We start from the raw sequence: 25,387 nt of genomic DNA, 5'->3' as shown, positions 1-25,387 counted from the left end.
AAGTAGGGATGGAGAAAACATGGATTACTGGTTACCGATCATTGTGTTATTTGGTGCTTTCTTTTTTATGTTGGCATTAGGTGTTCCTATTGTCTATGCTATTGGTTTATCAACACTGGCATCAATTACTACACAACTCGATTTCAACTCAGCGTTAAGTGTGGTTTCCCAAAAGTTAGCCTCCGGGTTAGATAGTTTTACGTTGTTGGCAATCCCATTTTTTATTTTGTCTGGCAACATTATGAATCACGGAGGAATAGCGCGACGATTAATCAACTTTGCCCGAATTCTCGGCGGTCGTCTGCCAGGCTCACTTGCCCACTGTAATATTCTTGCCAATATGCTGTTCGGGGCAATTTCTGATTCAGCCGTGGCTTCGGCGGCTGCGATGGGCGGCGTCATGCATCCGCAACAGGTTAAAGAGGGCTACGACCCGGCATTCAGTACTGCAGTTAACGTTGCCTCTGCCCCGACGGGTTTGCTTATTCCACCCAGTAATACGTTAATCGTCTATTCACTGGTCAGTGGTGGTACTTCTATTGCCGCACTGTTCCTGGCAGGATATGTCCCGGGAATTTTATTGGGCCTGGCGCTGATGACTGTGGCTGGTATTATCGCGGTACGCCGGGGTTATCCAAAACCAGAACGTCCGACTTTGCGCCAGGCTGGAGTGGCAATATGGATGGCGATCCCCAGTATTTTCCTGATTGTATTAATTATGGGTGGTGTACTAAGCGGTATTTTTACCCCGACAGAAGCATCTGCAATTGCGGTAATTTATACCCTTTTCCTTGCACTGGTTCTTTATCGTGAAATATCAGTTAAAGATTTACCTAAGATATTTCTGGAGTCCGTCATTACCACTGCAATTGTCTTGTTGTTAATTGGTTCTTCAATGGGAATGTCATGGGCAATGTCAAACGCTGACGTTCCCTTCCTGATTCTCGATTTGCTTAACACTATTTCTGACAATCCAATAATCATCCTGCTTATTATCAATATTATCCTGTTGATTATCGGCACATTTATGGATATGACACCGGCAGTACTGATTTTTACGCCGATATTTTTACCCGTTGTCACCGAACTGGGTATGGACCCGATTCACTTTGGTATTGTCATGGTACTGAACATGTGTATCGGTATTTGTACTCCGCCTGTAGGCAGTGTGTTATTTGTCGGTTGTAGTGTATCTAAATTACCGATTAATAAAATTATCAAACCTATGCTGCCATTCTATGCCGTGATGGTATTGGTGCTGGCAATGGTTACCTATATTCCGCAAATCAGTATGGCATTGCCAAGAGCACTGGGCTACTGATATGCATTAACTGGCGGCACCTGCCGCCATATTTATTAGAAAAGGAACATCTATGAAAATAAAAGTATCCGCTGGCATTATCGGTGCTGTTCTTATGCTATCCGCAAGCCAGTCCTGGGCAGTAACATTAAAACTTAGCCATAATCAGGATAAATCTCATCCTGTTCATAAAGCGATGGAGTTCTTTGCGAAAAAGAGCAAAGAGTACTCTAACGGTGATATTACTATTCGTATTTATCCAAATGGAACATTGGGTACTCAACGAGAAACAATGGAGCTGATTCGTTCTGGTGCTATTCCGCTGGTAAAAACCAATGCGGCGGAGATGGAAGCCTTCGAGAGTTCGTATAAAATATTTAGCCTGCCTTATTTGTTCCGCGATCGTGATCATTATTATCAGGTCATGCAAGGCGATATCGGAAGGAAAATCCTCGACTCAACGAAAAGCAAAGGTTATTTCGGGCTGACTTTCTATGATGGAGGCGCCCGCAGTTTCTACGGTAATAAACCGGTACTGAAACCAGACGATCTGAAAGGCATGAAAGTCCGTGTCCAGCCAAGTCCTGGCGCAGTTGAAATGATCAAAGTCATGGGCGGTAACCCGACGCCACTGGATTACGGCGAGCTGTATACGGCCTTACAGCAGGGCGTGGTCGATATGGCAGAAAACAGCGTGATGGCACTGACCACTATGCGTCACGGTGAAGTGGCAAAATCCTTTAGCCTTGATGAGCACACCATGGTGCCCGATGTGGTTCTGATGAGTAATGCTGCATTTGATAAACTCAGCCCTGAAAATCAGGCAGTTATATTAAAAGCAGCGAAAGAATCGATGAGTTACATGAAGGAGTTATGGAGCGAGCAAGAGAAACAAGAATTTGCAAAACTGGATAAAATGGGCGTAAAAGTCTACCCGGTTGATAAAGCACCGTTTATCGAGAAAGTACAACCGATGTACGCAAACTTCGCTAAAGATAACCCTGCCCTTGCCCCAATGCTGGCTGATATTCAGGCGGCTAAGTAATTACCTTCATGGGGCTGCTTATTGTGGCCCTTATCGATATCAGCAAGTGCTCGCTATAAAAGCAAAACGCCGACCAATGGTCGGCGTTTTTACGTCTCGTTGAATAACGAATTATTCAGCTACTACGTTTACGATCACTTTCGCGAATACTTCGCTGTGAACCTGGAAGCTCACTTCGTGTTCGCCAGTGGTACGCAGAACGCCGTTCGGCAGACGAACTTCGCTCTTAGCCACTTCAACGCCAGCTGCAGTTACAGCGTCAGCGATGTCGCGAGTACCGATGGAACCGAACAGTTTACCTTCGTCGCCAGCTTTAGACGCGATGGTAACAGTTTCCAGTGCATTGATTTTCTCAGCGCGAGCATTAGCAGCTGCCAGAACTTCAGCCAGTTTAGCTTCCAGTTCAGCGCGACGTGCTTCGAAGAATTCAATGTTTTTCTTGGTAGCTGGAACAGCTTTACCCTGCGGTACCAGGAAGTTACGAGCATAGCCCGCTTTAACGTTTACCTGATCACCCAGGCTACCCAGGTTTGCTACTTTATCAAGCAGAATAACTTGCATTACCTTATCCTCTCAAAGTCGTATTAATGGACCGTGACCGATTACTGATGGCGATCAGTGTACGGCAGCAGGGACAGGTAGCGAGCGCGTTTGATAGCGCGAGCCAGCTGACGCTGGTATTTTGCACGGGTACCGGTGATACGGCTTGGGACAATCTTACCGCTTTCGGTGATGTAGTTTTTCAGCGTAGCGATATCTTTATAGTCGATCTCTTGAACGCCTTCCGCGGTGAAACGGCAGAACTTGCGACGACGGAAATAACGTGCCATATGGCTAGTCTCCAGAATCTATCAATTCAATCTGCTCGGCATGCAAAACCATTTTGCTCAGACCGTTCTTTGCCTTGTGGCATGAAATGAACCCCTGAACGGTTATGCGACTGCCGACCGTTATACTGTGAGTAATGGCCTGGTTTTCGTGTCCGCTAACAATAACGGGCATTTGACACCACGCCTGCCGGTGAAAGCCGGCTTCCTCCTGCACAGAACGATGCTCAAGCACGAACTGGCAGTGAGGAATTCCTGATGGACTGACCTTTCGAAGGGGAGTCCTGCACACGGTGCCGGACAACACCAGACGGTTGGTCATCAGAAATTACTCTTCAGAATCCCCAGCTTCAGCATCATCAGCGGTTTCGTTTGCGAAATCATCGCGACGCTCACGGCGCTCGTCTTTCGCTTTAACCATCGGAGATGCTTCGGTAACAGCGTGCTTGGTACGCATAACCATGCTGCGGATAACGGCATCGTTGAAGCGGAAGGTAGTTTCCAGCTCATCGATCACTTCCTGCGGAGCTTCAACGTTCATCAGAACGTAGTGTGCTTTGTGCAGTTTGTTGATCGGGTAAGCCAGCTGACGGCGGCCCCAGTCTTCCAGACGGTGGATCTTGCCTTCTGCACCAGTGATGGCAGCAGTGTAGCGCTCGATCATGCCCGGAACCTGTTCGCTCTGGTCAGGATGGACCATAAAAACGATTTCGTAATGACGCATCGAATTGCTCCTTACGGATTATTCAGCCTCCTGTCTGGGTCAGCCGAATCCCGGGGAGGCAAGGAACGTGTTAAAGGTCGGCTGAAAAATGACGCGTTATAGTACTGACATACCCCGCTAAACTCAAGGCCAGCCGACAAATAAATCTCATCTTTCACCAAATCGTACTAACACGCTGATTTGAAGTTCATCACACTTCATCATGGTGTTTTTTTGAACAACTGCATCAGAAATGGTCACCATCCACTTCTTTATCATTGATTAAAATTAAATCAGAAGATCACCACAAGAGGAGAGCACACAAAGTCAGCCGTCGAGGAGGTATCTATGTTCAGCCGTGTTTTAGCCCTTCTGGCTGTGCTTTTGCTAAGTGCAAATACATGGGCAGCCATTGAAATTAATAACCACCAGGCCAGAAATATGGACGATGTGCAAAGCTTAGGCGTGATTTATATCAATCATAATTTCGCCACTGAAAGCGAAGCGCGTCAGGCATTAAATGAAGAGACAAATGCGCAGGGCGCAACGTACTACCACGTGATTCTGATGCGGGAACCGGGGAGTAACGGCAACATGCACGCCAGCGCGGATATTTATCGCTAGCACCAGGTATAACCAACGAAACATTGCCATAGTTTGCTTTGCCCCCTTCTCAGGGGGCTTTTTTTGAAAAACGGCTGTGGACTTAGACCAGTTATCTCCCGAAGAAGGAAATTTCCGCAGCGCGTGTTTTACTTCTGCCCGTAATAGGCGTTAGGACCGTGCTTACGCATGAAGTGTTTATTCATGAGATAGCTGTCGATGTGATTCAGTTGTGGGTTAATGCCGCGGGCAATCCACGCCATTTTCGCCACTTCTTCCATCACCACCGCGTTATGCACCGCATCGTGAGCATCTTTCCCCCAGGCGAACGGCCCGTGCTGATACACCACAATTCCCGGCGTATGCAGCGGCTCGGCGTTGCCCAGCGTTTCGATAATCACTTTGCCAGTGTTCAGTTCATACTCACCCTGCACCTCTTCTTCGCTTAATCCACGCGTACACGGGATATCACCAAAGAAGTAGTCAGCGTGCGTGGTGCCTAACGCCGGGATCGCCAGCCCCGCCTGCGCCCATGCGGTGGCATGCGTGGAATGGGTATGGACAATGCCGCCAAGCGACGGATAACGACGGTAGAGTTCAAGATGCGTCGCAGTGTCGGAAGACGGACGATACTCCCCTTCCACCACCTTGCCGCTCATATCAACCACCACCATATCGTCTGCTTTCATGGTTTCGTAGGCAACGCCGCTGGGCTTGATCACCACCAGCCCGCGTTCGCGGTCAATGGCGCTGACGTTGCCCCAGGTAAAGGTCACCAGCCCGTAGCGCGGCAGATCCATATTGGCTTCAAATACCTGCTGTTTTAGCTTTTGCATTATGCCGCCTCCACCATGCCGGCTTTGGCCATGCGCGCTTTCACCCAATCACGCGCTTTCGCCACTTCTGCCGCCGGGTCTTCCGCCGTTTCGCTCCACATCTCAATCAGGTACGGCCCGCAATAGCCACTCTGTTTGAGCGTTTCAAAGCAACGTTCGAAATCCACTACGCCTTCGCCAAACGGCACGTTTTTGAAGACGCCTGGTTTGGTGTCTTTCACATGCACCGCGACGATATGCCCGATTCCGGCCTGCAACTCCATCTGCACGTCGTTGTCCCACGCCGACAAGTTGCCGATATCCGGGTAGAGCTGGAACCACGGGTTGTTAAGATAGTGCGCGTAACCCAGCGCCTTGCTGATGGAGTTCATCAACGGGTAATCCATGATCTCCATTGCCAGCGTCACCTGCGCGCGGCTCGCCATCTCAACGCTCTCTTTCAGGCCGTCACGGAAACGACGACGCGTTTCGTTATTGGCTTCCTGATAGTAAACGTCGTAGCCCGCCAGTTGGATCACGCGAATACCGACATCCTGGGCGAACTGGATAGCTTTGCGCATAATCTCCAGCCCCTGCGCCCGCACTGCGTCATCTTCGCTGCCCAGCGGGAAACGACGATGAGCAGAAAGGCACATGGATGGTACGCGCACGCCGGTTTCAACAATCGCGTTCACCAGCGCCAGACGCTGCTCGCGGCTCCAGTCAAGGCGCGAGAGGCGATCGTCCGTTTCATCTACCGACATCTCGACAAAATCGAAGCCTAACGTTTTTGCCAGTTGCAGCCGTTCCAGCCAGCACTCCCCGGCGGGGAGCGCTTTTTCGTAGATGCCAAGCGGGATTTGTTTGGACAACATATCCGCTCCTTAGCCCCACAGTTCGGCGATGGAACGTTTGAACTGACGCGCGGCTTCAACCGGAGAGGCGGCATCACGGATACTACGCCCAGCGATAAACACATGAATCGGAATGCCTTTGAACAGCGGCAGGTCTTCCAGCGCCAGGCCACCGGTGACGGTGACTTTGAAGCCCATATCGGAAAGACGTTTGATCGCGGTGATATCCGCTTCGCCCCACGCCACGCCTGCGGCCTGCGCGTCACGGCTGCGGTGATAAACCACCTGCTGGATACCAGCGTCGCGCCACTGCTGCGCCTGTTCCCAGGTCCAGTAACCGGTCAGTTCGATCTGCACGTCGCCATTAAACTCTTTTGCCACGTCCAGCGCGCCTTTGGCGGTGTTGATATCTGCACAACAAATCACGGTCACCCAGTCAGCGTTGGCTTCGAAGCACATACGAGAAAGGATTTTGCCCGCATCGGCGATTTTGGCGTCTGCCAGCACGATTTTGTGCGGATAAAGCGCTTTCAGATCGCGAACCGCACGCACACCTTCGCCCACGCACAGAATGGTGCCCACTTCGATAATGTCGACTTCTTCGGCAATCAGGCGAGTGGTTTCGTAGGCGCTAGCCATAGTCTGGTTGTCCAGCGCGACTTGCAACATCGGTAATGACATTTTCAATTCCTTCTTAAGCAGCCGCGTTGGTGCGGTCAATGAGATCCAGGACTTCCTGCTCAGTACGGCAGGCGCGTAAACGGTCGAAATTCTCTTCATCTTCAAACAGGTTGACGATCTGCATGATGCCCACTTCCTGATGCGTGTTGGCATCGACCGCCGCCATCGTGATGAGGATATCCACCGGGTCGTTATCTTCGTGGTTGAACTCCAGCGGCTTTTTCAGCGTCACCAGTGCAAAACCGGTTTTCTTAACGCCCTCTTCCGGGCGACCATGCGGCATTGCCAGGCCCGGTGCGAGCACAAAGTACGGGCCGTGTTGTTCAACCGCATCCAGAATCGCCTGGTAGTAACGCGGCTCTACCACATCTGCCGCCACCAGCAGGTCAACGCCGATTTTCACTGCGTCCTGCCATGTCTCAGCTTCAGCCTGCAGACGGATAGATTTATTCTCCGCCAGCGAATCACGTAATTTCATAGCGCGCCCTTACTTCACGTCCTGCGGGAAATGTTCTTTGATCACTTCCAGCAGTTTCGGGCCAAAATCGGCAGGAGAGAGCATGTTGCGCACGCCAACCACGTATTTATTGCCGGTCACGGTGATTTCGCCCGCGATGTGCGTAGAAGCGATGATGATATCCGCGCCGCTCAACTCGCTTTTGTATTCACCAACCGCGCAGCTGTTTACCGTGTGGTCGATGTTCGACTGGGTTAAAAACTGGTCCACTTTCATTTTCATGATCATGGAACTGCCTTGTCCGTTACCACACACAGCCAGAATACGTACGGTCATAATCAAAACTCCTTATTAAGCAGACTGTTCTGCCAGTTGTTTTTCTGCATCTTCTTCTGCGCGCAGCGCGCGGCCAGCGAAGAACATATAAGCCAGTGCAATGAAAATGATGACGGCCATAAAGGCGATGCCGATGGAGAAGAAGCCCTGCATCATCGGCGGTGCCAGAATCGACCAGTCCGCCATGCCCATCCAGGCGCTCATACCGGTGAGTTTCACCGCCCAGACGCAACCAAAGATTTCAATCATCCCCATCACCAGACAAATCTTCAGCGCCGCGCGCCAGCCACCGAAGTGGTTAGCAAACACGCCAATAGTGGCGTTAGAGAAGAACATCGGGATAAAGCCAGGGATAATCAGAATGGAAGAGCCGCAGGCGACCAGGATGCCAACTGCAATCAGTTGACCGATGGTGCCCCACATAAAGCCCCAAACCACAGCGTTCGGCGCGAAGCTATAGATGGCCGCACAGTCAATCGCCAGAACCGCACCGGGGATCAGGCGCTGGGAGATACCGTTAAACGCTTCAGAGAGTTCCGCCACAAACATGCGCACGCCCTGAGTGATGATGAAGATCGCCACCGCAAAGGAGAAACCGGTTTGCAGGATGTACACCGTCCAGTTCACTTTACCTGCCATCGCCTGCACGGTGTCGATCCCGAAGGAGAGCAAAATGGCACCAAAGAAGATGGTCATGACAATCGCCGTGGAGACGATGTTGTCGTGGAAAATGTTCAGCCAGCCTGGCAGTTTGAGGTCTTCAACGCTCTCCTCTTTTTTGCCGAGGAAAGGCGCAACTTTATAAGCAATCCATGATGCAAACTGTTGTTGGTGACCGATGGAGAAACCACAGCCGTCCGTCACTTCCTGAGTCGGCTTGTACATCATGTTAGAGGTAATACCCCAGTAGAGCGAAACCAGAATCGCGGTGCAGATAATGGTCGTCCACATGGAGTAACCAAAGATAAACAGCGTAACGGCAATCAGCCCCGCCTGCTGGAACATGATGTGACCCGTCAGCATGATGGTGCGAATACCGGTAATGCGACGCAGCAGCACGTAACAGATGTTCAGCGCCAGTGCCAACAGCACCGCGTAGCCCACCCAGCTATAGGCATCGCCCATACGCTCGATGGTAGCCATCATGGATGCGTAAGTATCGGAAATCGCACCATTGATGCCATAAACCTCCGACATTTTCGCCACCACCGGTTTGAAGGTGCTGGTCAGGATGCCGGACCCGGCCTGCAACAACATGAAACCAATAATGGTTTTAATCGTACCTTTGATAATCACGCTGACGCTTTTGCGCAGCAGGATATAACCCAGACAGGTCACAATACCCAGCAGTAACGGGGCATTGGTCATGACCTGGTTAAAAAACACGGTAAAGATGTTGTAGAGGATCTCCATAACGATCTCCTGAAGAAGAGGTAACCGGGTATTCCACACACCCGGAATGTTGTGCACTCACTCTAATTTTCAAAAGTAATCACAACAAGATTATTTATGATTAAATGTGACGCGACCCGCAAATAATTCCACATGGATAGAGTGGGATTCACACAACGAAACAATTATTCATTTAAATTCATTTAGTTAATTGAATTACACATTCCATTAAATCTTTCCATACTCAAAATCAACAACAACTTCCCTGGCAAAAAGTCAAAAAATGGTCATTGCCTTCCTGAAAAAATAGTGTCATGATTAATCAAAACCAATCAAATATTGATTCAAATTGAACTATCATGAAGGTAAATGGCGATGAGTAAAGTGAAAAGTATCACCCGTGAATCCTGGATCCTGAGCACTTTCCCGGAGTGGGGTAGCTGGCTGAATGAAGAAATTGAACAAGAACAGGTAGCTCCTGGCACATTCGCGATGTGGTGGCTAGGCTGTACCGGGATCTGGCTGAAATCTGAAGGTGGCACCAACGTTTGCGTCGATTTCTGGTGTGGTACTGGCAAACAAAGTCACGGTAACCCACTAATGAAACAGGGTCACCAGATGCAGCGCATGGCTGGCGTGAAAAAACTGCAACCGAACCTGCGTACCACCCCATTTGTTCTTGATCCGTTTGCGATTCGCCAGATCGACGCGGTACTGGCAACTCACGATCACAACGATCATATCGACGTCAACGTCGCTGCTGCCGTGATGCAGAACTGCGCTGATGACGTGCCATTTATCGGGCCGAAAACCTGCGTGGATTTGTGGATTGGCTGGGGTGTGCCGAAAGAACGTTGCATCGTGGTCAAACCGGGCGATGTCGTTAAAGTGAAAGACATTGAAATTCATGCCCTTGACGCGTTTGACCGTACTGCACTGATCACTTTGCCTGCCGATCAAAAAGCGGCTGGCGTACTGCCAGACGGCATGGACGATCGCGCGGTAAACTACCTGTTCAAAACGCCGGGCGGTACCCTGTATCACAGTGGCGATTCCCACTACTCTAACTACTATGCGAAGCACGGTAACGAGCATCAGATCGACGTGGCATTAGGTTCATACGGTGAAAACCCACGTGGTATCACCGACAAAATGACCAGTGCTGATATCCTGCGTATGGCAGAAGCGCTGAATACAAAAGTGGTTATCCCGTTCCACCATGATATCTGGTCAAACTTCCAGGCCGATCCGCAAGAGATCCGCGTACTGTGGGAGATGAAAAAAGATCGCCTGAAGTATGGCTTCAAGCCGTTTATCTGGCAGGTCGGTGGCAAATTTACCTGGCCGCTGGATAAAGACAACTTCGAGTACCACTATCCACGCGGTTTTGACGATTGCTTCACCATTGAACCGGATCTGCCGTTCAAGTCGTTCCTGTAATCTGTCGTTTATACCGGATGGCGTGGAGAAGTTCGCGCTATCCGGCGTAGTATTTCCTGGCTATTTCAAATATCATCTAAAAAAATCAAATTTTATCGGAATAGCTCATGACTGAAGCACAAAGACATCAAATTCTCCTGGAAATGCTCGCACAATTGGGCTTTGTGACCGTTGAGAAAGTCGTTGAGCGTCTGGGAATTTCGCCTGCTACCGCTCGACGCGATATCAATAAACTTGACGAAAGCGGCAAACTGAAAAAAGTGCGCAATGGCGCAGAAGCCATTACCCAGCAGCGCCCACGCTGGACGCCGATGAATCTGCATCAGGCGCAGAACCATGATGAAAAAGTACGTATCGCTAAAGCAGCCTCGCAGCTGGTTAATCCGGGCGAAAGCGTCGTCATCAACTGCGGTTCCACCGCGTTTCTGCTTGGGCGGGAAATGTGTGGCAAGCCAGTGCAAATCATTACTAATTATCTACCGCTGGCGAATTACCTGATCGATCAGGAGCATGACAGCGTGATTATCATGGGCGGCCAATACAACAAAAGCCAGTCCATCACCTTAAGTCCACAGGGCAGCGAAAACAGTCTCTATGCCGGGCACTGGATGTTTACCAGCGGCAAAGGACTGACCGCAGAAGGGTTGTATAAAACCGATATGCTGACGGCAATGGCAGAGCAGAAGATGTTGAGCGTGGTAGGGAAACTGGTGGTACTGGTTGATAGCAGTAAGATCGGCGAACGTGCGGGGATGCTCTTTAGTCGTGCAGATCAAATCGATATGCTGATCACCGGCAAAAATGCTAACCCGGAAATCCTGCAACAACTGGAAGCGCAAGGGGTCAGCATTCTGCGTGTTTAAAGATGCTGGCGGAAAAATGTCACGGCGGTCTCTAACGCCTCGGGCGTAATGCGGTGACGCACGCCTGGCTGCCATGAACAGGTTAGCTGTTTATCCCGTCCCACCTCGCTTAAGGCCTGCTGCAAACGTAGTGATTCGTCGGCGGGGACGACATCATCGTCAAGGCCATGCCATAAGAGCAGAGGTCTGTTTCCCAACTCTTCCAGGTGGTTTGTCGCTTCCCACTCTGCCAGTGGCGCGATAATGTTATTAAATTCGTTCTGCTGTCCTGTCGTTTCAGATATCAGCGGTGGAAACAGTGAACGGGCGAGTGATGTAAAATAGCCCGATCCCATCATGCTGGCGGTACATTTCACCGTGGGGTAGCGAGCGGTAATTCCCAGTGCCGTCATCGCGCCCATCGACGCGCCACCGACTGCCAGACGGTCAGCAAGCAGCCAGTTTTCTTCGGCTATTGCCGCACGTAAGGTAGTGAATTCCTGCATACTTTGTAGCAAAATTTGCCAAAATTGATTTAACCGCCGCGCTGCGTCGCCCCTAAAACGGCTACCGTGATCGGGCGCATCCGGCATGATCACCCGCAAACCAGCCTGCGCCAGCGCAACGGCAAAATAGCTATACACCAGACTGGACGAAGTAAAGCCGTGATAAAAAATCACGCACGGTAACGGGGTATCTTTTTGCCCGACAGGATAAGCATGAAGAACGGGAATATCTGCCAGCACGCGCGAGTCTATTTCAATCATCTGTCTCTCCTTTTTGTCTGGTATGACATGAAGAAATCCTTAGCACAAGTTTCTGCTGGCGGTATTAGTTCATAATGTTGAGATGTGGGTTACGCTTTCATCACGTTTTCATTCGAAAATCGCGTACCAGGTAACAATTCGGGAACATTCCCCCAAAGTTAAATTAATAAGGCACTACACTATGGTTAGCAGGAAACGTAATAGCGTTATTTACCGGTTTGCCAGTTTATTATTGGTGTTGATGTTAAGTGCCTGTAGCGCACTGCAAGGTACGCCACAGCCAGCACCGCCAGTAACGGACCATCCGCAAGAGATTCGCCGCGACCAGACGCAAGGGTTACAGCGAATAGGTAGCGTAAGCACGATGGTTCGGGGTTCTCCGGATGACGCATTAGCAGAAATCAGAGCGAAAGCTGTCGCTGCAAAAGCTGATTATTACGTTGTCGTCATGGTGGACGAAACCATCGTGACAGGACAGTGGTATTCACAAGCTATTTTATACCGTAAATAAATCAGACAACTTATACAGCCAGCTTTACATTGCTTTGCGTCCCTATGCGTTTACCTGTGCACAATAAATTACCAGCTGGAAGCTCGGGCGTTTATTACCGCGATGGAATGCCCTGCAACATGTGGGGAAACGAAAAATGGAGCTGACGATGAAACAATTACTTGCCTCACCCTCGCTGCAATTAGTGACTTATCCTGCGAGCACCACGGCACAGTCTGCAGAATTCGCCAGTGCTGACTGCGTGACGGGCCTGAATGAAATAGGTCAGATCTCGGTTAGCAATATTTCAGGGGATCCGCAGGACGTGGAACGTATCGTGGCGTTAAAGGCCGATGAACAAGGTGCATCATGGTACCGCATTATTACCATGTACGAAGACCAGCAGCCTGATAACTGGCGCGTACAGGCGATCCTGTATGCGTGAGTGTCATCTACAGCAAATGAACAATGCCGGATGCGGCACCTGTGCCTTATCCGGCCAACAGTTCCTGAAATTTCATTGTGTTAGTTGATAACACGTAATGCTGCTGTTGCCATTATAAGACGCGCTAGCATCACATCTGGCTGACTCGTTTATAAACATACTCCCCCCGTCGCCCGCAGCAATAAATCATTCTGGATCTGCTCTGACAACCGCACGCCGCCGCGCGTATCAAACATCATCTGACACCACGCCTGCGCCATTGGCGGAGAGGCATATTTCAACATTTGCGCGCCGCAACCCAGCAGGAATAGCTGACGAGTAATCTCTCGCCCCATTTCTTCAGCTGGCTTACGCAGTTGCTGCTGCAAACGACGAACCGCGCGATCAAAATAGCGATCCTGCCCTTTCACTTCCATAAACGCTTCCGACAGTAAGTCGTATACACCCGCCTGCTTATTGAGAACGCGCAGCACATCGAGGCACATAATATTGCCAGAACCTTCCCAGATGCTGTTCACTGGCATTTCCCGATAAAGTCGCGGTAGTTCGCTCTCTTCGCAATAGCCAATACCGCCCAGCACCTCCATCGCTTCAGCCACAAACGGAATGCCACGTTTGCAGATAACAAATTTCGCCGCAGGCGTAAATAAGCGCGCCCACAGGGCTTCTTTGGCATCGGCACGCCGATCCCACGCTCGCGCAAGACGAAACAGCAACGCTGTTTGCCCTTCAAGTTGGAGCGCCATGCGGCTTAAGACATGACGCATCAAAGGCTGTTGGATCAACGGATTACCAAATACATGGCGTTGATGAGCGTGATAAATTGCCAGCGAGAACGCACGACGCATCATGGCGTGGCTACCCAGTGCACAATCAAAACGCGTCATCCCGCCCATTTTCAGGATCAGGCGAATCCCTTCCCCTTCCTGCCCCAATAACCAGCCTATGGCATCCTGAAACTCCACTTCGCAACTGGCGTTAGAGCGATTGCCCAGCTTATCTTTCAGCCGCTCCAGGCGAATCGCGTTGCGTTGCCCGTCAGGCAAAAATCGCGGCACAAAAAAGCAGGATAAACCGCCCGTGGTCTGCGCCAGCACCAGATGCGCGTCGCTTTGTGGCACCGAGAAAAACCATTTATGTCCCACCAGCCGATAAGAGCCATCGTCCAGACGCTCTGCGCGGGTAGTGTTGCTCATCACATCGGAACCGCCCTGCTTTTCCGTCATGCCCATGCCAATCAACAAACCGCGTTTTTGCCCACCTGGCAATAAGTGGGAATCGTAGCGATCGCTCAACAGCGGCGTGGTCCAGTCCTGAAACGGCGCGGGTAACATCTGTAATAACAATGGCGTGGCGGCAAAGGTCATCGTTATCGGGCATAACGACCCAGCCTCAACCTGTGCGTGCAACATAAAACGCGCCGCTCGCGCCACAAATGCGCCGGAGCGAGCGTCTTCTTCCCAGGCAAGATTGTGCACCCGATTGGTACATAGCGCCTGCATCAGCAAGTGCCAGGCGGGGTGAAAACGCACATCGTCCAGACGGCGTCCTTGCGCATCGTAGCGCAATAATTCGGGCGGATTCACATTCGCCAGTCGCCCCAGTTCAAGGGATTCAGCCGTTCCTAACTGCTGACCAATACTGGCGAGAAAATCGCTATCCCAGCCAGCACCTTCACGCGTTACCGCTTCGCAGAGCGCGCCATCAGACAGGTATAGGTTGCTGTTATTTAATGGTATAGGTTGATTAAAAACGGTGTGAGTTTGCCAGTGCACTGTGTCTCCCTCCATCAATGGCAGTCACCATTAGTATGGTCACTGCCACGGATTCCTGACAGAAAGAGATTGCTAAAACATTCTTAGCCAGCAATATAATGCGGAACGAAACGTGAGGTGTCTTTGGTGATCAGCGTGTTATCTTCACGGATCCCCATTCCGCACGCTTCATCATCAACAATCCAGCTACCAATGAGTGTGTAGCTATCGCCAAATCGTGGCAGAGGTTGAAATGCCTGGTAGATCATCGGTTCATCGGCATAATCACCCTCAGCGTGGTCAACGACGTTATTCTGACCATCGAAAATGGTGACGTTACCGCCCTCGCGTGAGTAGATCGGTTTACGCACATAGCTTTCGCCAGCGGCAATCTGCGGTTTTTCGCCATCAAACCAGGATGCAAGTAGGTTAGGATGACCAGGAAAGAAGCGCCAAAGCAGCGGCATTAACCCTTTGTTGCTCAAGATACTTTTCCATAACGGCTCCACCCATTGCTCGCGGCGCTTGCGCAGCAGCGGACCGTTATCGTCACGCATCATCCATTCCAGCGGATACAGCTTAAATGCACGCTGGATGACATTATCATCAAGATCGGTCAGTACACCGCCGACGCCCAAACCGAGATCTTCAATGTAGATAAACCGTGACTCCTGCCCAGCCTGCTGAGCGCAGTCCTGCAAGTACAGCACAGTACTCCTGTCTTCGTCGGTATCCTGACAACAGCAGAAATAAAACGGTTCCCGACTGTAAAGCTCGCTAAAACGCGAAATCAGGCGTTCCTGAATGGCATTGTACTGATCGGCATCACGCGGAATAATGCCGCTGCGCCGGGCATCTTCCAGCCACAGCCACTGGAAATAAGCCGATTCATACAACGAGGTTGGCGTATCGGCGTTGTACTCCAGCAGCTTCACCGGCGCATTGCCACACCAGGCAAAATCCATCCGTCCATACAGCGAAGGATCGCGTGCGCGCCAGCTTTCGGCGATCACATCCCAGTACAACGGCGGGATCGCCAGTTGCTTCAGGATCTCTTCGTCTTTAACCGCGCGATCCACCACCTCAAGGCACATCTGATGCAGTTCCGCAGTTGGTTTTTCGATCTGCTCTTCAATCTGGCGCAGGGTAAAGCGGTAAGCCCGACTCTCATCCCAATAGATTTCATTGTCGATGATATGAAAGTCGAAACCGTTGTCAGCGGCGATCTGGTCCAGATCCCGCCGTACAGGAACGTTGTGTCTCAGCATGATTAGCCTCCCCAATGCCCACGGGCGCTGGAAGAACGACCATAGCCGCCGCGAGAAACAGTTGACGCTTTTCTGGTGGTAAAGCCGCCCGAGGAGTAAGACTCTTTTTTGCCAGAACCGGAGCGCCAGGAGTAATCACCGGAAGTATTGCGCCAGACGGGGCGGGAAGCAAATGAGGATCCACCGCTGTTATAAACGAACGGCTCATCGCGATCTTTACGAATAACCCGGCTTAATAAAAATCCAGAAATGACCGGGATCCAACTCTGTTCAACATTGTCGTAGTAGCAATTTTCGTACTTAGACTGACAATTCTGCTGAGTCATATTCTTCGGAACATCGGCATAAAATGCCGCTTTGGCATTGTTCCAGCCATGAGCACAGATATCTGAATTATTACCGTCATCAATACAATCCTGCACTGTCGAGTAAAACGTTCCGTCACCGTCGTTATCGACATCACCACTATCGCCACAACCTTTCAATACAAAAAAAGCTGCACCGCCCATTAGCGCCAACGTTAAGTATTTTTGTGCGTAGCGATTGCGTCGCGGCTCAAAAGGATTATTAGGTCTTCCAATGCGACTGATCGCTCCGTGACCAATTTTACTGTTATTTCTTGATTTGCGTTTTCTGGCCATGATCGTCCATTACCATGTCATACAAGCTGCGTTAAAAATACCGCCAGCCAGCGCGGCGGTTCCCATAAACATTCCTGCTGCGGTATTGTGATTAATAATTTTTTCGCTTAATGCTGGCATATAAAGTCTGACGCCAGCAAAAACGAGTAACTGAATCACCAGTGCGATCCCGCCCCAGGCAAAATAATCCGGAATACTCACCGCATTGATTGCCGCACTAGATAATGGGATCACGTAACCCAACAATGTACCACTGAACGCCAGTGCCGCCGCGGTATTATTGTTTTTAATTAACTGCCATTCGTTGTGCGGTGTAATTTTGGAGTAGATAAACAGAAAAATAATCACCATAGCCACGCCAATAAAAAAATAGGCGCTAAAGGCAAGAAGTGAATCCAGTATATGCATCGTAAACGTCCTTGTAATTAACCAATAATATGAAGTGATGTCAGTGGGATATCAACACCCAGTGCGCGCGAAAATAACCACTCCGGCTCGCCGAGATCGTTAAAAGATTCCTCACCATTTAACAGCAAATATTCACAGGTATCTTCGGTCACCTGCCGTTCATAGCCCATGGTAAAATTATGCACTTCCCATTTGGCGTGGTTTTGATTTTCAACTTTTTCCAGCATATAGACGGGTTCGATATTCCCCGGTTCTTCGCTGTTAAAAAATCGCTGCCAGCGTTTTTCCTGCCAGTTTAAAGTCATTGCCCCCATCGCTTTGGCGTTGATCGCCTCGCGCCAGTGACTCTCTTTACTGATACCGTAGCTCTCTTCATAGACAAAGAGCTTTATATCATCAATGTCATCAATATCTTCGCCGCCGGTGGTATTGATTTGCAGAAATTCATCGCCCGAAGTGTAGTAGCGGAAAATCTGACTACCGCCGCCCAGATCGATGTGGCTGACAGCGGCTACCGTAAATTCTTCACCCGGCAGCGCAATCAGCAATTCATCTTCCAGCAAACGAAACGCTAACGTGTCGAGCGTAAAGCCGCTATTGAGATGAAGTCCCAGCGGGCCACGTGCGATTACAGGTTTATCATCCTTACCAAACAGATGCTTGAAAAAACTTGTCATATGCTTCCCTCAATGTCCTGCCATGCCACTTCTTCAGCCAAAATACGGTTATTGCCAATAAGATGCAGCCACATACCGCCTTTAACTTCCGTTGCAATGACTGGATTCAGTTCCATTCCCCTACCATTTTTACAACTGCTTATTCCCAGGACGGTGGCATCATGATGAAGTTTCATATAATGCATCAATGCGCCATAACGCATTGAGGTAACCCGTTCAGGAATCGGTAAAACAAATCCCGTATCCCCCAGCATTGGATTCATAATCGATGCCACTGATTGAGATGAACCGGGATCTTGTATTGAACGGGAAAGTTGTTCTGCTGAAATATTTCGCACTATTTCAATACGTTGACAATGAACCTCTAATAAACGAGCGTAGCGTTCATCTTCCAGATAAGCGACGATATGGCATCTTTCAGGAATAAAATCCGCCAGGGATAGTGCGGTCGTGAACGTCTGCTCATCTGTTTGCGAAAAGATGATGACACTTTGGCAATTTGCCAGTCCCATGCGGGTATGTTCATGCGGATCATTAAAATTACTAATACGAATGAAATCGACCCAATTATTTCCAGGCATCGGATGTTGAATATCATCCCGCTCACACAAAAGTACCCGGCCAAATGCTCTTCGGGAATCAAACAACAATAATGAAATCATCTTTTCAGTCTGATGCCCGCGCCATCCAATGACCAGCATATGGTTGCGCAAATTGCTGTAGTCGCCCATTCCCGTCATTCCTTTCGCCAATATGTCTTGCACTAATGCAATGACTTTTCCCATTAAAGCGCCAAATAAACCAACACTCACAGGAATCTGCCAGAGCGCTGTGAACAGACGTCCCCCAACCGTTTGGGGTGTGATATCACCAAACCCCAGCGTTGATCCCACAACCGAGCAGTAATAAATAAAATTACTCAGTTGACCTACCAACGCCACTTCATGCAACGCAGTTAACACCAGATAACAAAACAGATACTGTCCTGTAAATAATCCAGTCAATGCCGGCCAGGTAAGCCTGGAAAGGTGACGTCGGCAGGTTTTAATGATCCAGGAGAAGAACATTACTCGCCCTGTTGGCGTTGCAGTCTTGCTAATACATCCTGGGCGCTACTTTTGTTGCTACCGCCAATTCCGGCTTCCGCCAGTTTTTCATCAAGATCGCGACCATCTGCCACTTTTTCCAGCTGTGCGGCAGCATCCAGGCGAGCTTGACGTTCGGCCTGACGCGTTTGCAGACGCTTTAAGGATTCTGCCGCTGTCGAAACGCTGGAAGATGCGCCAACAGTAGAGGTCGTTACGGCCTGTTGTGCACGCTGCATGGCTTCAGTAGCTTTAACGACTTCCATTTGTTGCTCAAATTGAGCGATACGCTGTGCTGTCGCTGTAACCGCTTTTTCCACACCATCGCGAGAGACCTCCAGATTCGACAACACTTGCTCTTCAGCGGTAATGAGATTCTCAAGACGGGCGATTTCTTCAGCAACTTCGTTAATCAACGACGGATTAACGTTCTTGCTTAACGCTTCCAGCGCACGAGCTTCCAGACTGGCTTTACGCTCACGTAAATCTTTCAGTTTATCGTTGCTCAATTTCACTCTTGCCAGTAGATCGACACGTGATTTACCGGCCTTATCCAGTTCTGCTTTGGCATCGCGTATATGCTGTTCAAGCATTCTAACGCCCTGTGCTTCTTCAATGGATTCTTCCGCTTGCGAGATCACCGATTTACCCAGCGTAAATAAAGTTTTTAAAATTCCCATAAATACCTGTCCTTGTAATTAGTGTGAATATTCTTCTGTAATTTCAGCAAGATCCAAAGCGTTATCTACCAGCGTGGTTATTTCCAGCAGGATATCTTCAAGAGAAGATTTAAGCGATAACGCCCCGAAAACAATGTAATACTCTTCCTCTTGCACGCTGGAGATCCCTACCGATGACAACGGCATCATCTTCTGATTTCTTAATAAGAAGGTATTAAATTCATCTGGATTGCTGATACTACTTACCGGACAAATAAAGGTTTCGATAATCATTTGGCGGGAAGTAAAAAGAATATTGATTTGCAAATCGCCATAATCATTCATTTTAATAATTAATGCGTTTTCATTATTTGTTATATCAATATTTTGTTCAGGTACAGTTTGCAGCGCCGTCGCCAGCGCCAACGGATTCCATGTCATATATTATTCCATATAAATTAAGTTTAAATATTAATAAAATGAATATTTGTAGTACGTAATTATCTTACCAGCTATAGACAAAAAAACCATCCAAATATGGATGGTTTTTCATAATTCAGAGAAATTAGCTACGCTGGCGTACCGCTTCAAATAAGCAAATGCCGGTCGCTACCGAAACGTTCAGGGAAGAAACGCTTCCTGCCATGGGGATGCTGATCAACTCATCGCAATGTTCACGAGTGAGGCGACGCATACCTTCACCTTCTGCGCCCATAACCAGTGCCAGCCGTCCGGTCATTTTGCTCTGATAGAGCGTATGATCCGCCTCTCCTGCCGTACCGACGATCCAGATATTCTCTTCCTGCAACATACGCATGGTGCGCGCCAGGTTAGTCACCCGAATCAGCGGAACGCTTTCTGCCGCGCCGCAGGCCACTTTTTTCGCCGTGGCGTTGAGCTGTGCGGAGCGATCTTTCGGCACAATCACCGCATGAACGCCAGCGGCGTCCGCGCTGCGCAGGCACGCGCCGAGGTTGTGCGGATCGGTCACACCGTCGAGGATCAGCAGGAACGGTTGATCGAGCGAAGCGAGCAGATCCGGCAGATCATTTTCCTGATACTGACGTCCAGGCTTCACACGGGCGATAATGCCCTGATGCACGGCACCGTCGCTTTTCTCGTCGAGATATTGGCGGTTTGCCAGCTGGATAACCACGCCCTGGGACTCAAGGGCGTGAATCAGCGGCAACAGACGTTTATCTTCACGGCCTTTTAAAATAAAGACTTCCTGAAAACGTTCAGGGGCGCGCTCCAGCAGGGCCTGCACTGCGTGGATGCCGTAAATCATTTCGCTCATTAATGTACTCGTTGTTTACGTTTTGCCTGATGCGCTACGCTTATCAGGCCTACATGATCCCTGCAATGTATTGAATTTGCGTGATTATGTAGGCCGGATAAGGCGTTCACGCCGCATCCGGCATGAACAAAGCGCATTTTGTCAGCAATCTGACCCTCTTCTGTTTGAAGAGGGTAATGATCACTCTGCCACTTTTTTCTTCGCCGCACGCTTCGCTTTGGTCGCTGCGGCTATTTTCTGCGTTTTCGCCGATGGCTTTTTCGCTTTTCTCGCGTCTTTCTTCGCCGCTTTCGGCTTCGTTTTTTTCTCGCCGCGGAAAGCGCTGTCTGGCTCAAAGTTTACCTTTTTACCAACCTGACGACGCTTGCCGCCTTTTTTGCCTGCATCGCCTTTTTTCGCTTTCTCGCGCGCGGTTTTACCGACGTTGCGCGGTGCGCGTTCGCTGGAGATCAGGCTAAAGTCGATTTTGCGCTCGTCCATATTAACCGCTTCGACGCGCACTTCCACGCGATCGCCCAGGCGATAAGTCTGACCGCTGGATTCTCCCATCAGGCGTTGTCCCACTTGGTCAAAGCGATAGTAGTCGTTGTCCAGCGAAGAGACATGGACCAGACCATCGATGAACAAGTCATCCAGGCGAACAAAGAAGCCAAAGCCGGTAACGCTGGAAATTACGCCTTTAAAGACGTTACCTACCTGGTCGAGCATGAAGTCACACTTCAGCCAGTCAGCCACATCGCGCGTTGCTTCGTCGGCACGACGTTCCGCCATCGAACAGTGCTGACCCAGTTGCAGCATCTCTTCCATCGAATAATGGTAGCCGCCGGTTTCAGTGGTATTCCCCTGATGCCCCTGCTCTTTCGCCAGCAGATACTTAATGGCGCGGTGGAGCGTCAGGTCAGGATAACGACGAATCGGCGAAGTAAAGTGCGCATAGGACTGCAATGCCAGACCGAAGTGACCACGGTTTTCCGGATCGTAAATCGCTTGTTTCATCGAGCGCAACAGCATGGTTTGCAGCATTTCTGCGTCAGGACGGTCAGCAACCGATTCCAGCAGTTCCGCGTAGTCACGCGGTTCCGGCTTGTTACCGCCAGGCAATTCCAGCCCCAGTTCCGCCAGCACTGAACGGAAAGAGGTTATCGCTTCGGTGCTCGGCTTGTCGTGAATACGGAACAGTGCCGGTTCTTTGGCCTTCTCAACGAAACGCGCCGCCGAGATATTCGCCAGAATCATGCACTCTTCAATTAACTTGTGTGCGTCGTTACGCTGGGTCTGTTCGATACGCTCAATACGGCGTTCAGCGTTGAAAATGAACTTCGCTTCTTCGCTCTCAAACGAGATCCCGCCGCGTTCTTCACGGGCTTTATCCAGCACTTTATAGAGGTTATGCAGCTCTTCGAGGTGCTTAACCAGCGGGGAGTACTGCTCGCGCAGATCCTGATCACCCTGCAGAATATGCCAGACTTTGGTGTAGGTCAGACGCGCGTGAGAGCTCATCACCGCTTCATAGAATTTGTAGCCCGTCAGGCGACCTTTCGACGAAATGGTCATCTCACACACCATACACAGGCGGTCTACCTGCGGGTTGAGCGAGCACAGGCCGTTAGAGAGCACTTCCGGCAGCATCGGGATAACCTGCGAAGGGAAGTACACCGACGTACCACGGTTACGCGCTTCTCTGTCCAGCGGTGTTGGCGGACGCACATAGTAACTGACGTCGGCAATTGCGACCCACAAACGCCAGCCGCCGCCGCGTTTTTTCTCGCAGTAAACTGCATCGTCAAAGTCACGGGCGTCTTCGCCATCAATGGTGACCAGCGGTAAATCGCGCAGATCGACACGGCCAGCTTTCGCCTCTTCCGGTACTTCTTCTTTCAGCCCGGCAACCTGTTGCTCAACAGCCTGCGGCCAGATGTACGGAATTTCATGGGTACGCAGGGCGATATCAACCGCCATGCCGGTGCCCATATTATCGCCCAGCACTTCGACGATTTTACCCACCGCTTTGGTACGGCGAGTCGGGCGTTGGGTCAGTTCAACCACCACCACAAAGCCCATCCGCGCGCCCATGATCTGATCGGGCGGGATTAAAATATCGAAGCTCAAACGACTGTCGTCAGGAACCACAAAGCCGACACCCGCTTCGGTAAAGTAGCGACCAACAATCTGGCTGGTTTTTGGTACCAGTACGCGGACAATACGCGCTTCACGGCGGCCTTTACGGTCAGCGCCCAGCGGCTGTGCCAGCACCTGATCGCCATGAATGCAGGTTTTCATCTGCTCGCTGGAGAGATACAAATCATCTTTACGCCCTTCAACCCGCAGAAAGCCGTAGCCATCACGGTGGCCAATAACGGTACCTTTCACCAGGTCGAGGCGTTCCGGCAGCGCATAGCACTGACGGCGAGTGAAGACCAGTTGACCATCGCGCTCCATCGCGCGCAGGCGGCGACGCAGGCCTTCAAGCTGCTCTTCGCCTTCAATGTGCAGTTCTACCGCCAGCTCATCACGGCTGGCCGGTTTTTCACGTTTGGTTAAATGTTCGAGGATAAATTCCCGACTAGGGATGGGATTCGCGTATTTTTCAGCTTCGCGTTCCTGGAAAGGATCTTGTGACATCTCGGTTCCTCCGTTGTCATCTCTGATGAAGATTTTCGTCACTCCACCAGCAATAATTTATAAAGCGGTTGATTCTCTTCAACCAAATCGGCAAGCGTGTAGTTATCCAGTTCCATAAGAAAACTTTGCACGGCCTTAGAAAGTGCCTGTTTCAACCGACAGGCAGGTGTAATGTGGCAAAACTCACTGCTGCAATTCACCAGCGATAAAGGTTCCAGCTCGCGCACCACATCACCAATACGTATCGCACTCGCCGGTTTCCCCAGGCGAATGCCGCCATTTTTTCCACGAACAGCAGTCACGTAGCCGGCACGACTAAGTTGATTGATTATTTTGACCATATGATTACGGGAGACGCCGTAGACGTCAGTCACTTCAGAAATACTGGTCATCCGCCCTTCTGGCAATGACGCCATGTAGATCAGCGCACGTAATCCGTAATCAGTGAAACTCGTTAACTGCACATCAACCTCAAAAGGGAAATCGGGAAAAAATACATTTATATTGATGATAAACCAGCCACAAGCTGTGTCGCTAATTTATTTCAGTTCGGGGAAGGAAAAAAGCGAGGATTTAACACTGTGTCGGATAGCATAATGGCTAACCCGACACAGCAATGTATCACACTGTTAGCCCGGCAGGCAAAATATCTGCCAGGCGTACCAGAATTACGCGTCGAACGGGTCGCGCAGAATCATGGTTTCAGTACGATCCGGGCCGGTAGAGATGATATCGATCGGCACACCGGTCAGTTCTTCAATACGCTTGATGTAGTTCAGTGCCGCCTGCGGCAGACCGCTACGATCTTTCACGCCGAAGGTGGATTCAGACCAGCCCGGCATGGTTTCGTAAATCGGCTCTACACCTTTCCAGTCATCTGCTGCCAGCGGAGTGGTAGTCACTTCGCGACCATCCGGCATACGGTAAGCCACGCAGAGTTTCACCTCTTTCAGGCCATCCAGAACGTCCAGTTTGGTCAGGCAGAAGCCAGACAGGGAGTTCAGCTGTACCGCACGACGAACGGCAACGGTGTCCAGCCAGCCGGTACGACGACGACGACCCGTAGTTGCGCCGAATTCGTTACCCTGCTTGCAGAGGAACTCACCAGTTTCATCAAACAGTTCGGTCGGGAACGGACCTGCACCTACACGAGTGGAGTAAGCTTTGAGGATACCCAGAACGTAATCAACATAACGCGGGCCCAGGCCGGAACCGGTCGCCACGCCACCTGCAGTAGTGTTGGAAGAAGTTACGTACGGATAAGTACCGTGGTCGATATCCAGCAGCGTACCCTGCGCACCTTCGAACATGACGAAATCGCCACGCTGACGCGCCTGGTCGAGCAGGTCAGAAACGTCAACCACCATAGAAGTCAGGATGTCGGCAACAGCCATCGTATCATCCAGAACTTTCTGGTAATCAACCGCTTCAGCTTTGTAGTAGTTAACCAACTGGAAGTTGTGATATTCCATCACTTCTTTCAGTTTTTCAGCGAAGGTTTCTTTGTCGAAAAGGTCGCCAACACGCAGACCACGACGTGCCACTTTATCTTCATAAGCAGGCCCGATACCACGACCCGTGGTGCCGATCGCTTTCGCGCCGCGCGCTTTCTCACGCGCGTTATCCAGCGCAACGTGATAATCAAGGATCAGCGGACATGCTTCAGACAGCAGCAGACGCTCACGAACGGGGATGCCACGGTCTTCCAGTTCTTTCATCTCTTTCATCAGCGCGGCCGGAGACAGCACAACACCGTTACCGATGATGCTGGTTACATTCTCGCGGAGAATACCTGATGGAATAAGATGGAGAACGGTTTTTTCACCGTTGATTACGAGAGTATGGCCTGCGTTGTGACCGCCCTGGTAGCGTACAACATATTTAGCCCGTTCAGTCAGAAGATCGACGATCTTACCTTTACCTTCGTCACCCCATTGGGTGCCCAGTACGACGACGTTGTTACCCATTTTTCAAAATCA

Annotated in this window: 30 protein-coding genes; 7 read left to right on the top strand and 23 right to left on the bottom strand. The window is 50.4% G+C overall.

Annotated elements, in window-relative coordinates:
• Positions 1–19: 19 nt before the first annotated feature.
• Both QUF14_RS25395 and QUF14_RS25390 read left to right on the top strand, forming a co-directional pair.
• Positions 20–1,321, top strand: a complete 1,302-nt coding sequence (locus QUF14_RS25395) for a TRAP transporter large permease (protein ID WP_100733631.1) — start codon at positions 20–22, stop codon at positions 1,319–1,321.
• A gap of 52 nt (positions 1,322–1,373) precedes the next feature.
• Positions 1,374–2,345 (top strand): TRAP transporter substrate-binding protein, encoded by a 972-nt coding sequence (locus QUF14_RS25390; RefSeq protein WP_000695897.1) that lies wholly within the window; start codon positions 1,374–1,376, stop codon positions 2,343–2,345.
• 111 nt (positions 2,346–2,456) lie between these two features.
• Here QUF14_RS25390 and rplI read toward each other — a convergent pair whose 3' ends face one another.
• From rplI to rpsF, 4 genes are read right to left on the bottom strand one after another with little or no spacing between them, the layout of a single operon-like run.
• Complete coding sequence (gene rplI, locus QUF14_RS25385) at positions 2,457–2,906, bottom strand: 50S ribosomal protein L9 (RefSeq protein WP_001196062.1); 450 nt, start codon at positions 2,904–2,906, stop codon at positions 2,457–2,459.
• A 41-nt stretch (positions 2,907–2,947) separates the two neighbouring features.
• The gene (rpsR, locus tag QUF14_RS25380) at positions 2,948–3,175 is read right to left on the bottom strand and encodes a 30S ribosomal protein S18 (RefSeq protein ID WP_000135199.1); all 228 of its coding nucleotides are present in this window, start codon (positions 3,173–3,175) and stop codon (positions 2,948–2,950) included.
• Between the two features lie 4 nt (positions 3,176–3,179).
• The gene (gene priB / locus QUF14_RS25375; protein ID WP_001296681.1) at positions 3,180–3,494 is read right to left on the bottom strand and encodes a primosomal replication protein N; all 315 of its coding nucleotides are present in this window, start codon (positions 3,492–3,494) and stop codon (positions 3,180–3,182) included.
• A 6-nt stretch (positions 3,495–3,500) separates the two neighbouring features.
• Positions 3,501–3,896, bottom strand: coding sequence for a 30S ribosomal protein S6 (gene rpsF, locus QUF14_RS25370; protein WP_001216676.1), 396 nt, complete (start codon positions 3,894–3,896; stop codon positions 3,501–3,503).
• Between the two features lie 327 nt (positions 3,897–4,223).
• Here rpsF and yjfY point away from each other — a divergent pair, with 327 nt between their 5' ends.
• Positions 4,224–4,499 carry a DUF1471 family protein YjfY gene (gene yjfY / locus QUF14_RS25365; RefSeq protein WP_000492917.1) on the top strand — a complete coding sequence of 92 codons (276 nt, stop codon included), beginning with the start codon at positions 4,224–4,226 and terminating at the stop codon, positions 4,497–4,499.
• Between the two features lie 128 nt (positions 4,500–4,627).
• Here yjfY and ulaF read toward each other — a convergent pair whose 3' ends face one another.
• From ulaF to ulaA, 6 genes are read right to left on the bottom strand one after another with little or no spacing between them, the layout of a single operon-like run.
• Complete coding sequence (gene ulaF, locus QUF14_RS25360) at positions 4,628–5,314, bottom strand: L-ribulose-5-phosphate 4-epimerase UlaF (RefSeq protein WP_001170808.1); 687 nt, start codon at positions 5,312–5,314, stop codon at positions 4,628–4,630.
• On the bottom strand, positions 5,314–6,168 hold the full coding sequence (gene ulaE / locus QUF14_RS25355; RefSeq protein WP_000949498.1) for an L-ribulose-5-phosphate 3-epimerase UlaE: 855 nt from the start codon (positions 6,166–6,168) through the stop codon (positions 5,314–5,316). Before ulaE ends, ulaF begins: the two co-directional genes overlap by 1 nt.
• A 9-nt stretch (positions 6,169–6,177) precedes the next feature.
• Positions 6,178–6,828, bottom strand: coding sequence for a 3-keto-L-gulonate-6-phosphate decarboxylase UlaD (gene ulaD, locus QUF14_RS25350; RefSeq protein WP_000056740.1), 651 nt, complete (start codon positions 6,826–6,828; stop codon positions 6,178–6,180).
• Positions 6,829–6,841: 13 nt separating this feature from the next.
• Complete coding sequence (ulaC, locus tag QUF14_RS25345; RefSeq protein ID WP_000776505.1) at positions 6,842–7,306, bottom strand: PTS ascorbate transporter subunit IIA; 465 nt, start codon at positions 7,304–7,306, stop codon at positions 6,842–6,844.
• 9 nt (positions 7,307–7,315) lie between these two features.
• A complete protein-coding gene (gene ulaB / locus QUF14_RS25340; RefSeq protein ID WP_000218362.1) occupies positions 7,316–7,621 on the bottom strand; it encodes a PTS ascorbate transporter subunit IIB in 306 nt (101 codons plus the stop codon).
• Positions 7,622–7,636: 15 nt separating this feature from the next.
• Positions 7,637–9,034, bottom strand: a complete 1,398-nt coding sequence (gene ulaA / locus QUF14_RS25335; RefSeq protein WP_024212009.1) for a PTS ascorbate transporter subunit IIC — start codon at positions 9,032–9,034, stop codon at positions 7,637–7,639.
• A 354-nt stretch (positions 9,035–9,388) separates the two neighbouring features.
• On the opposite strand from ulaA, the gene ulaG reads away from it, so the two are divergent.
• Positions 9,389–10,453, top strand: a complete 1,065-nt coding sequence (gene ulaG / locus QUF14_RS25330; protein WP_001353507.1) for an L-ascorbate 6-phosphate lactonase — start codon at positions 9,389–9,391, stop codon at positions 10,451–10,453.
• Positions 10,454–10,560: 107 nt separating this feature from the next.
• A complete protein-coding gene (gene ulaR / locus QUF14_RS25325; RefSeq protein WP_000133631.1) occupies positions 10,561–11,316 on the top strand; it encodes an HTH-type transcriptional regulator UlaR in 756 nt (251 codons plus the stop codon).
• Here ulaR and yjfP read toward each other — a convergent pair.
• Positions 11,313–12,062 carry an esterase gene (gene yjfP / locus QUF14_RS25320; RefSeq protein WP_000569639.1) on the bottom strand — a complete coding sequence of 250 codons (750 nt, stop codon included), beginning with the start codon at positions 12,060–12,062 and terminating at the stop codon, positions 11,313–11,315. The two genes, ulaR and yjfP, sit on opposite strands and share 4 nt — an antisense overlap.
• 181 nt (positions 12,063–12,243) lie before the next feature.
• Between yjfP and bsmA the strand changes: the two genes are divergently transcribed.
• Positions 12,244–12,573 carry a biofilm peroxide resistance protein BsmA gene (gene bsmA, locus QUF14_RS25315; protein ID WP_000254636.1) on the top strand — a complete coding sequence of 110 codons (330 nt, stop codon included), beginning with the start codon at positions 12,244–12,246 and terminating at the stop codon, positions 12,571–12,573.
• Between the two features lie 148 nt (positions 12,574–12,721).
• Positions 12,722–12,997 carry a DUF1471 family protease activator YjfN gene (gene yjfN / locus QUF14_RS25310; protein WP_024166233.1) on the top strand — a complete coding sequence of 92 codons (276 nt, stop codon included), beginning with the start codon at positions 12,722–12,724 and terminating at the stop codon, positions 12,995–12,997.
• Between the two features lie 149 nt (positions 12,998–13,146).
• Here the strand turns inward: yjfN and QUF14_RS25305 are convergent, their stop codons facing one another.
• The 12 genes from QUF14_RS25305 to purA form a co-directional block, all read right to left on the bottom strand.
• The gene (locus tag QUF14_RS25305) at positions 13,147–14,772 is read right to left on the bottom strand and encodes an isovaleryl-CoA dehydrogenase (protein ID WP_024212008.1); all 1,626 of its coding nucleotides are present in this window, start codon (positions 14,770–14,772) and stop codon (positions 13,147–13,149) included.
• An 83-nt stretch (positions 14,773–14,855) separates the two neighbouring features.
• Positions 14,856–16,019 carry a glutathionylspermidine synthase family protein gene (locus QUF14_RS25300; protein ID WP_024212007.1) on the bottom strand — a complete coding sequence of 388 codons (1,164 nt, stop codon included), beginning with the start codon at positions 16,017–16,019 and terminating at the stop codon, positions 14,856–14,858.
• 2 nt (positions 16,020–16,021) lie between these two features.
• Positions 16,022–16,660 carry a DUF1190 domain-containing protein gene (locus QUF14_RS25295; RefSeq protein ID WP_000101673.1) on the bottom strand — a complete coding sequence of 213 codons (639 nt, stop codon included), beginning with the start codon at positions 16,658–16,660 and terminating at the stop codon, positions 16,022–16,024.
• Positions 16,661–16,669: 9 nt separating this feature from the next.
• The gene (locus QUF14_RS25290; protein ID WP_000547753.1) at positions 16,670–17,068 is read right to left on the bottom strand and encodes a DUF350 domain-containing protein; all 399 of its coding nucleotides are present in this window, start codon (positions 17,066–17,068) and stop codon (positions 16,670–16,672) included.
• Positions 17,069–17,085: 17 nt separating this feature from the next.
• Complete coding sequence (locus QUF14_RS25285; RefSeq protein ID WP_000200290.1) at positions 17,086–17,745, bottom strand: YjfK family protein; 660 nt, start codon at positions 17,743–17,745, stop codon at positions 17,086–17,088.
• Positions 17,742–18,812 (bottom strand): potassium channel family protein, encoded by a 1,071-nt coding sequence (locus QUF14_RS25280; protein ID WP_000466340.1) that lies wholly within the window; start codon positions 18,810–18,812, stop codon positions 17,742–17,744. The genes QUF14_RS25285 and QUF14_RS25280 overlap by 4 nt, the downstream gene beginning before the upstream one ends.
• Positions 18,812–19,510, bottom strand: a complete 699-nt coding sequence (locus QUF14_RS25275) for a PspA/IM30 family protein (RefSeq protein WP_000511992.1) — start codon at positions 19,508–19,510, stop codon at positions 18,812–18,814. The genes QUF14_RS25280 and QUF14_RS25275 overlap by 1 nt, the downstream gene beginning before the upstream one ends.
• Positions 19,511–19,528: 18 nt before the next feature.
• Complete coding sequence (locus tag QUF14_RS25270) at positions 19,529–19,930, bottom strand: YjfI family protein (protein WP_000220118.1); 402 nt, start codon at positions 19,928–19,930, stop codon at positions 19,529–19,531.
• A gap of 124 nt (positions 19,931–20,054) precedes the next feature.
• Positions 20,055–20,786 carry a 23S rRNA (guanosine(2251)-2'-O)-methyltransferase RlmB gene (gene rlmB, locus QUF14_RS25265; protein WP_001293285.1) on the bottom strand — a complete coding sequence of 244 codons (732 nt, stop codon included), beginning with the start codon at positions 20,784–20,786 and terminating at the stop codon, positions 20,055–20,057.
• Positions 20,787–20,966: 180 nt separating this feature from the next.
• Positions 20,967–23,408 (bottom strand): ribonuclease R, encoded by a 2,442-nt coding sequence (rnr, locus tag QUF14_RS25255; RefSeq protein WP_000076292.1) that lies wholly within the window; start codon positions 23,406–23,408, stop codon positions 20,967–20,969.
• 38 nt (positions 23,409–23,446) lie between these two features.
• Positions 23,447–23,872 carry a nitric oxide-sensing transcriptional repressor NsrR gene (nsrR, locus tag QUF14_RS25250; RefSeq protein ID WP_001177637.1) on the bottom strand — a complete coding sequence of 142 codons (426 nt, stop codon included), beginning with the start codon at positions 23,870–23,872 and terminating at the stop codon, positions 23,447–23,449.
• A 204-nt stretch (positions 23,873–24,076) separates the two neighbouring features.
• On the bottom strand, positions 24,077–25,375 hold the full coding sequence (purA, locus tag QUF14_RS25245) for an adenylosuccinate synthase (protein ID WP_000527955.1): 1,299 nt from the start codon (positions 25,373–25,375) through the stop codon (positions 24,077–24,079).
• Positions 25,376–25,387 lie beyond the last annotated feature (12 nt).

This window comes from Escherichia sp. HH091_1A (genome assembly GCF_030295175.1).
Classification (GTDB): Bacteria; Pseudomonadota; Gammaproteobacteria; order Enterobacterales; family Enterobacteriaceae; genus Escherichia; species Escherichia coli_F.
The sequence above is the reverse complement of the archived record's forward strand: the minus strand, read 5'-3'. Positions and strand labels throughout refer to the sequence as shown.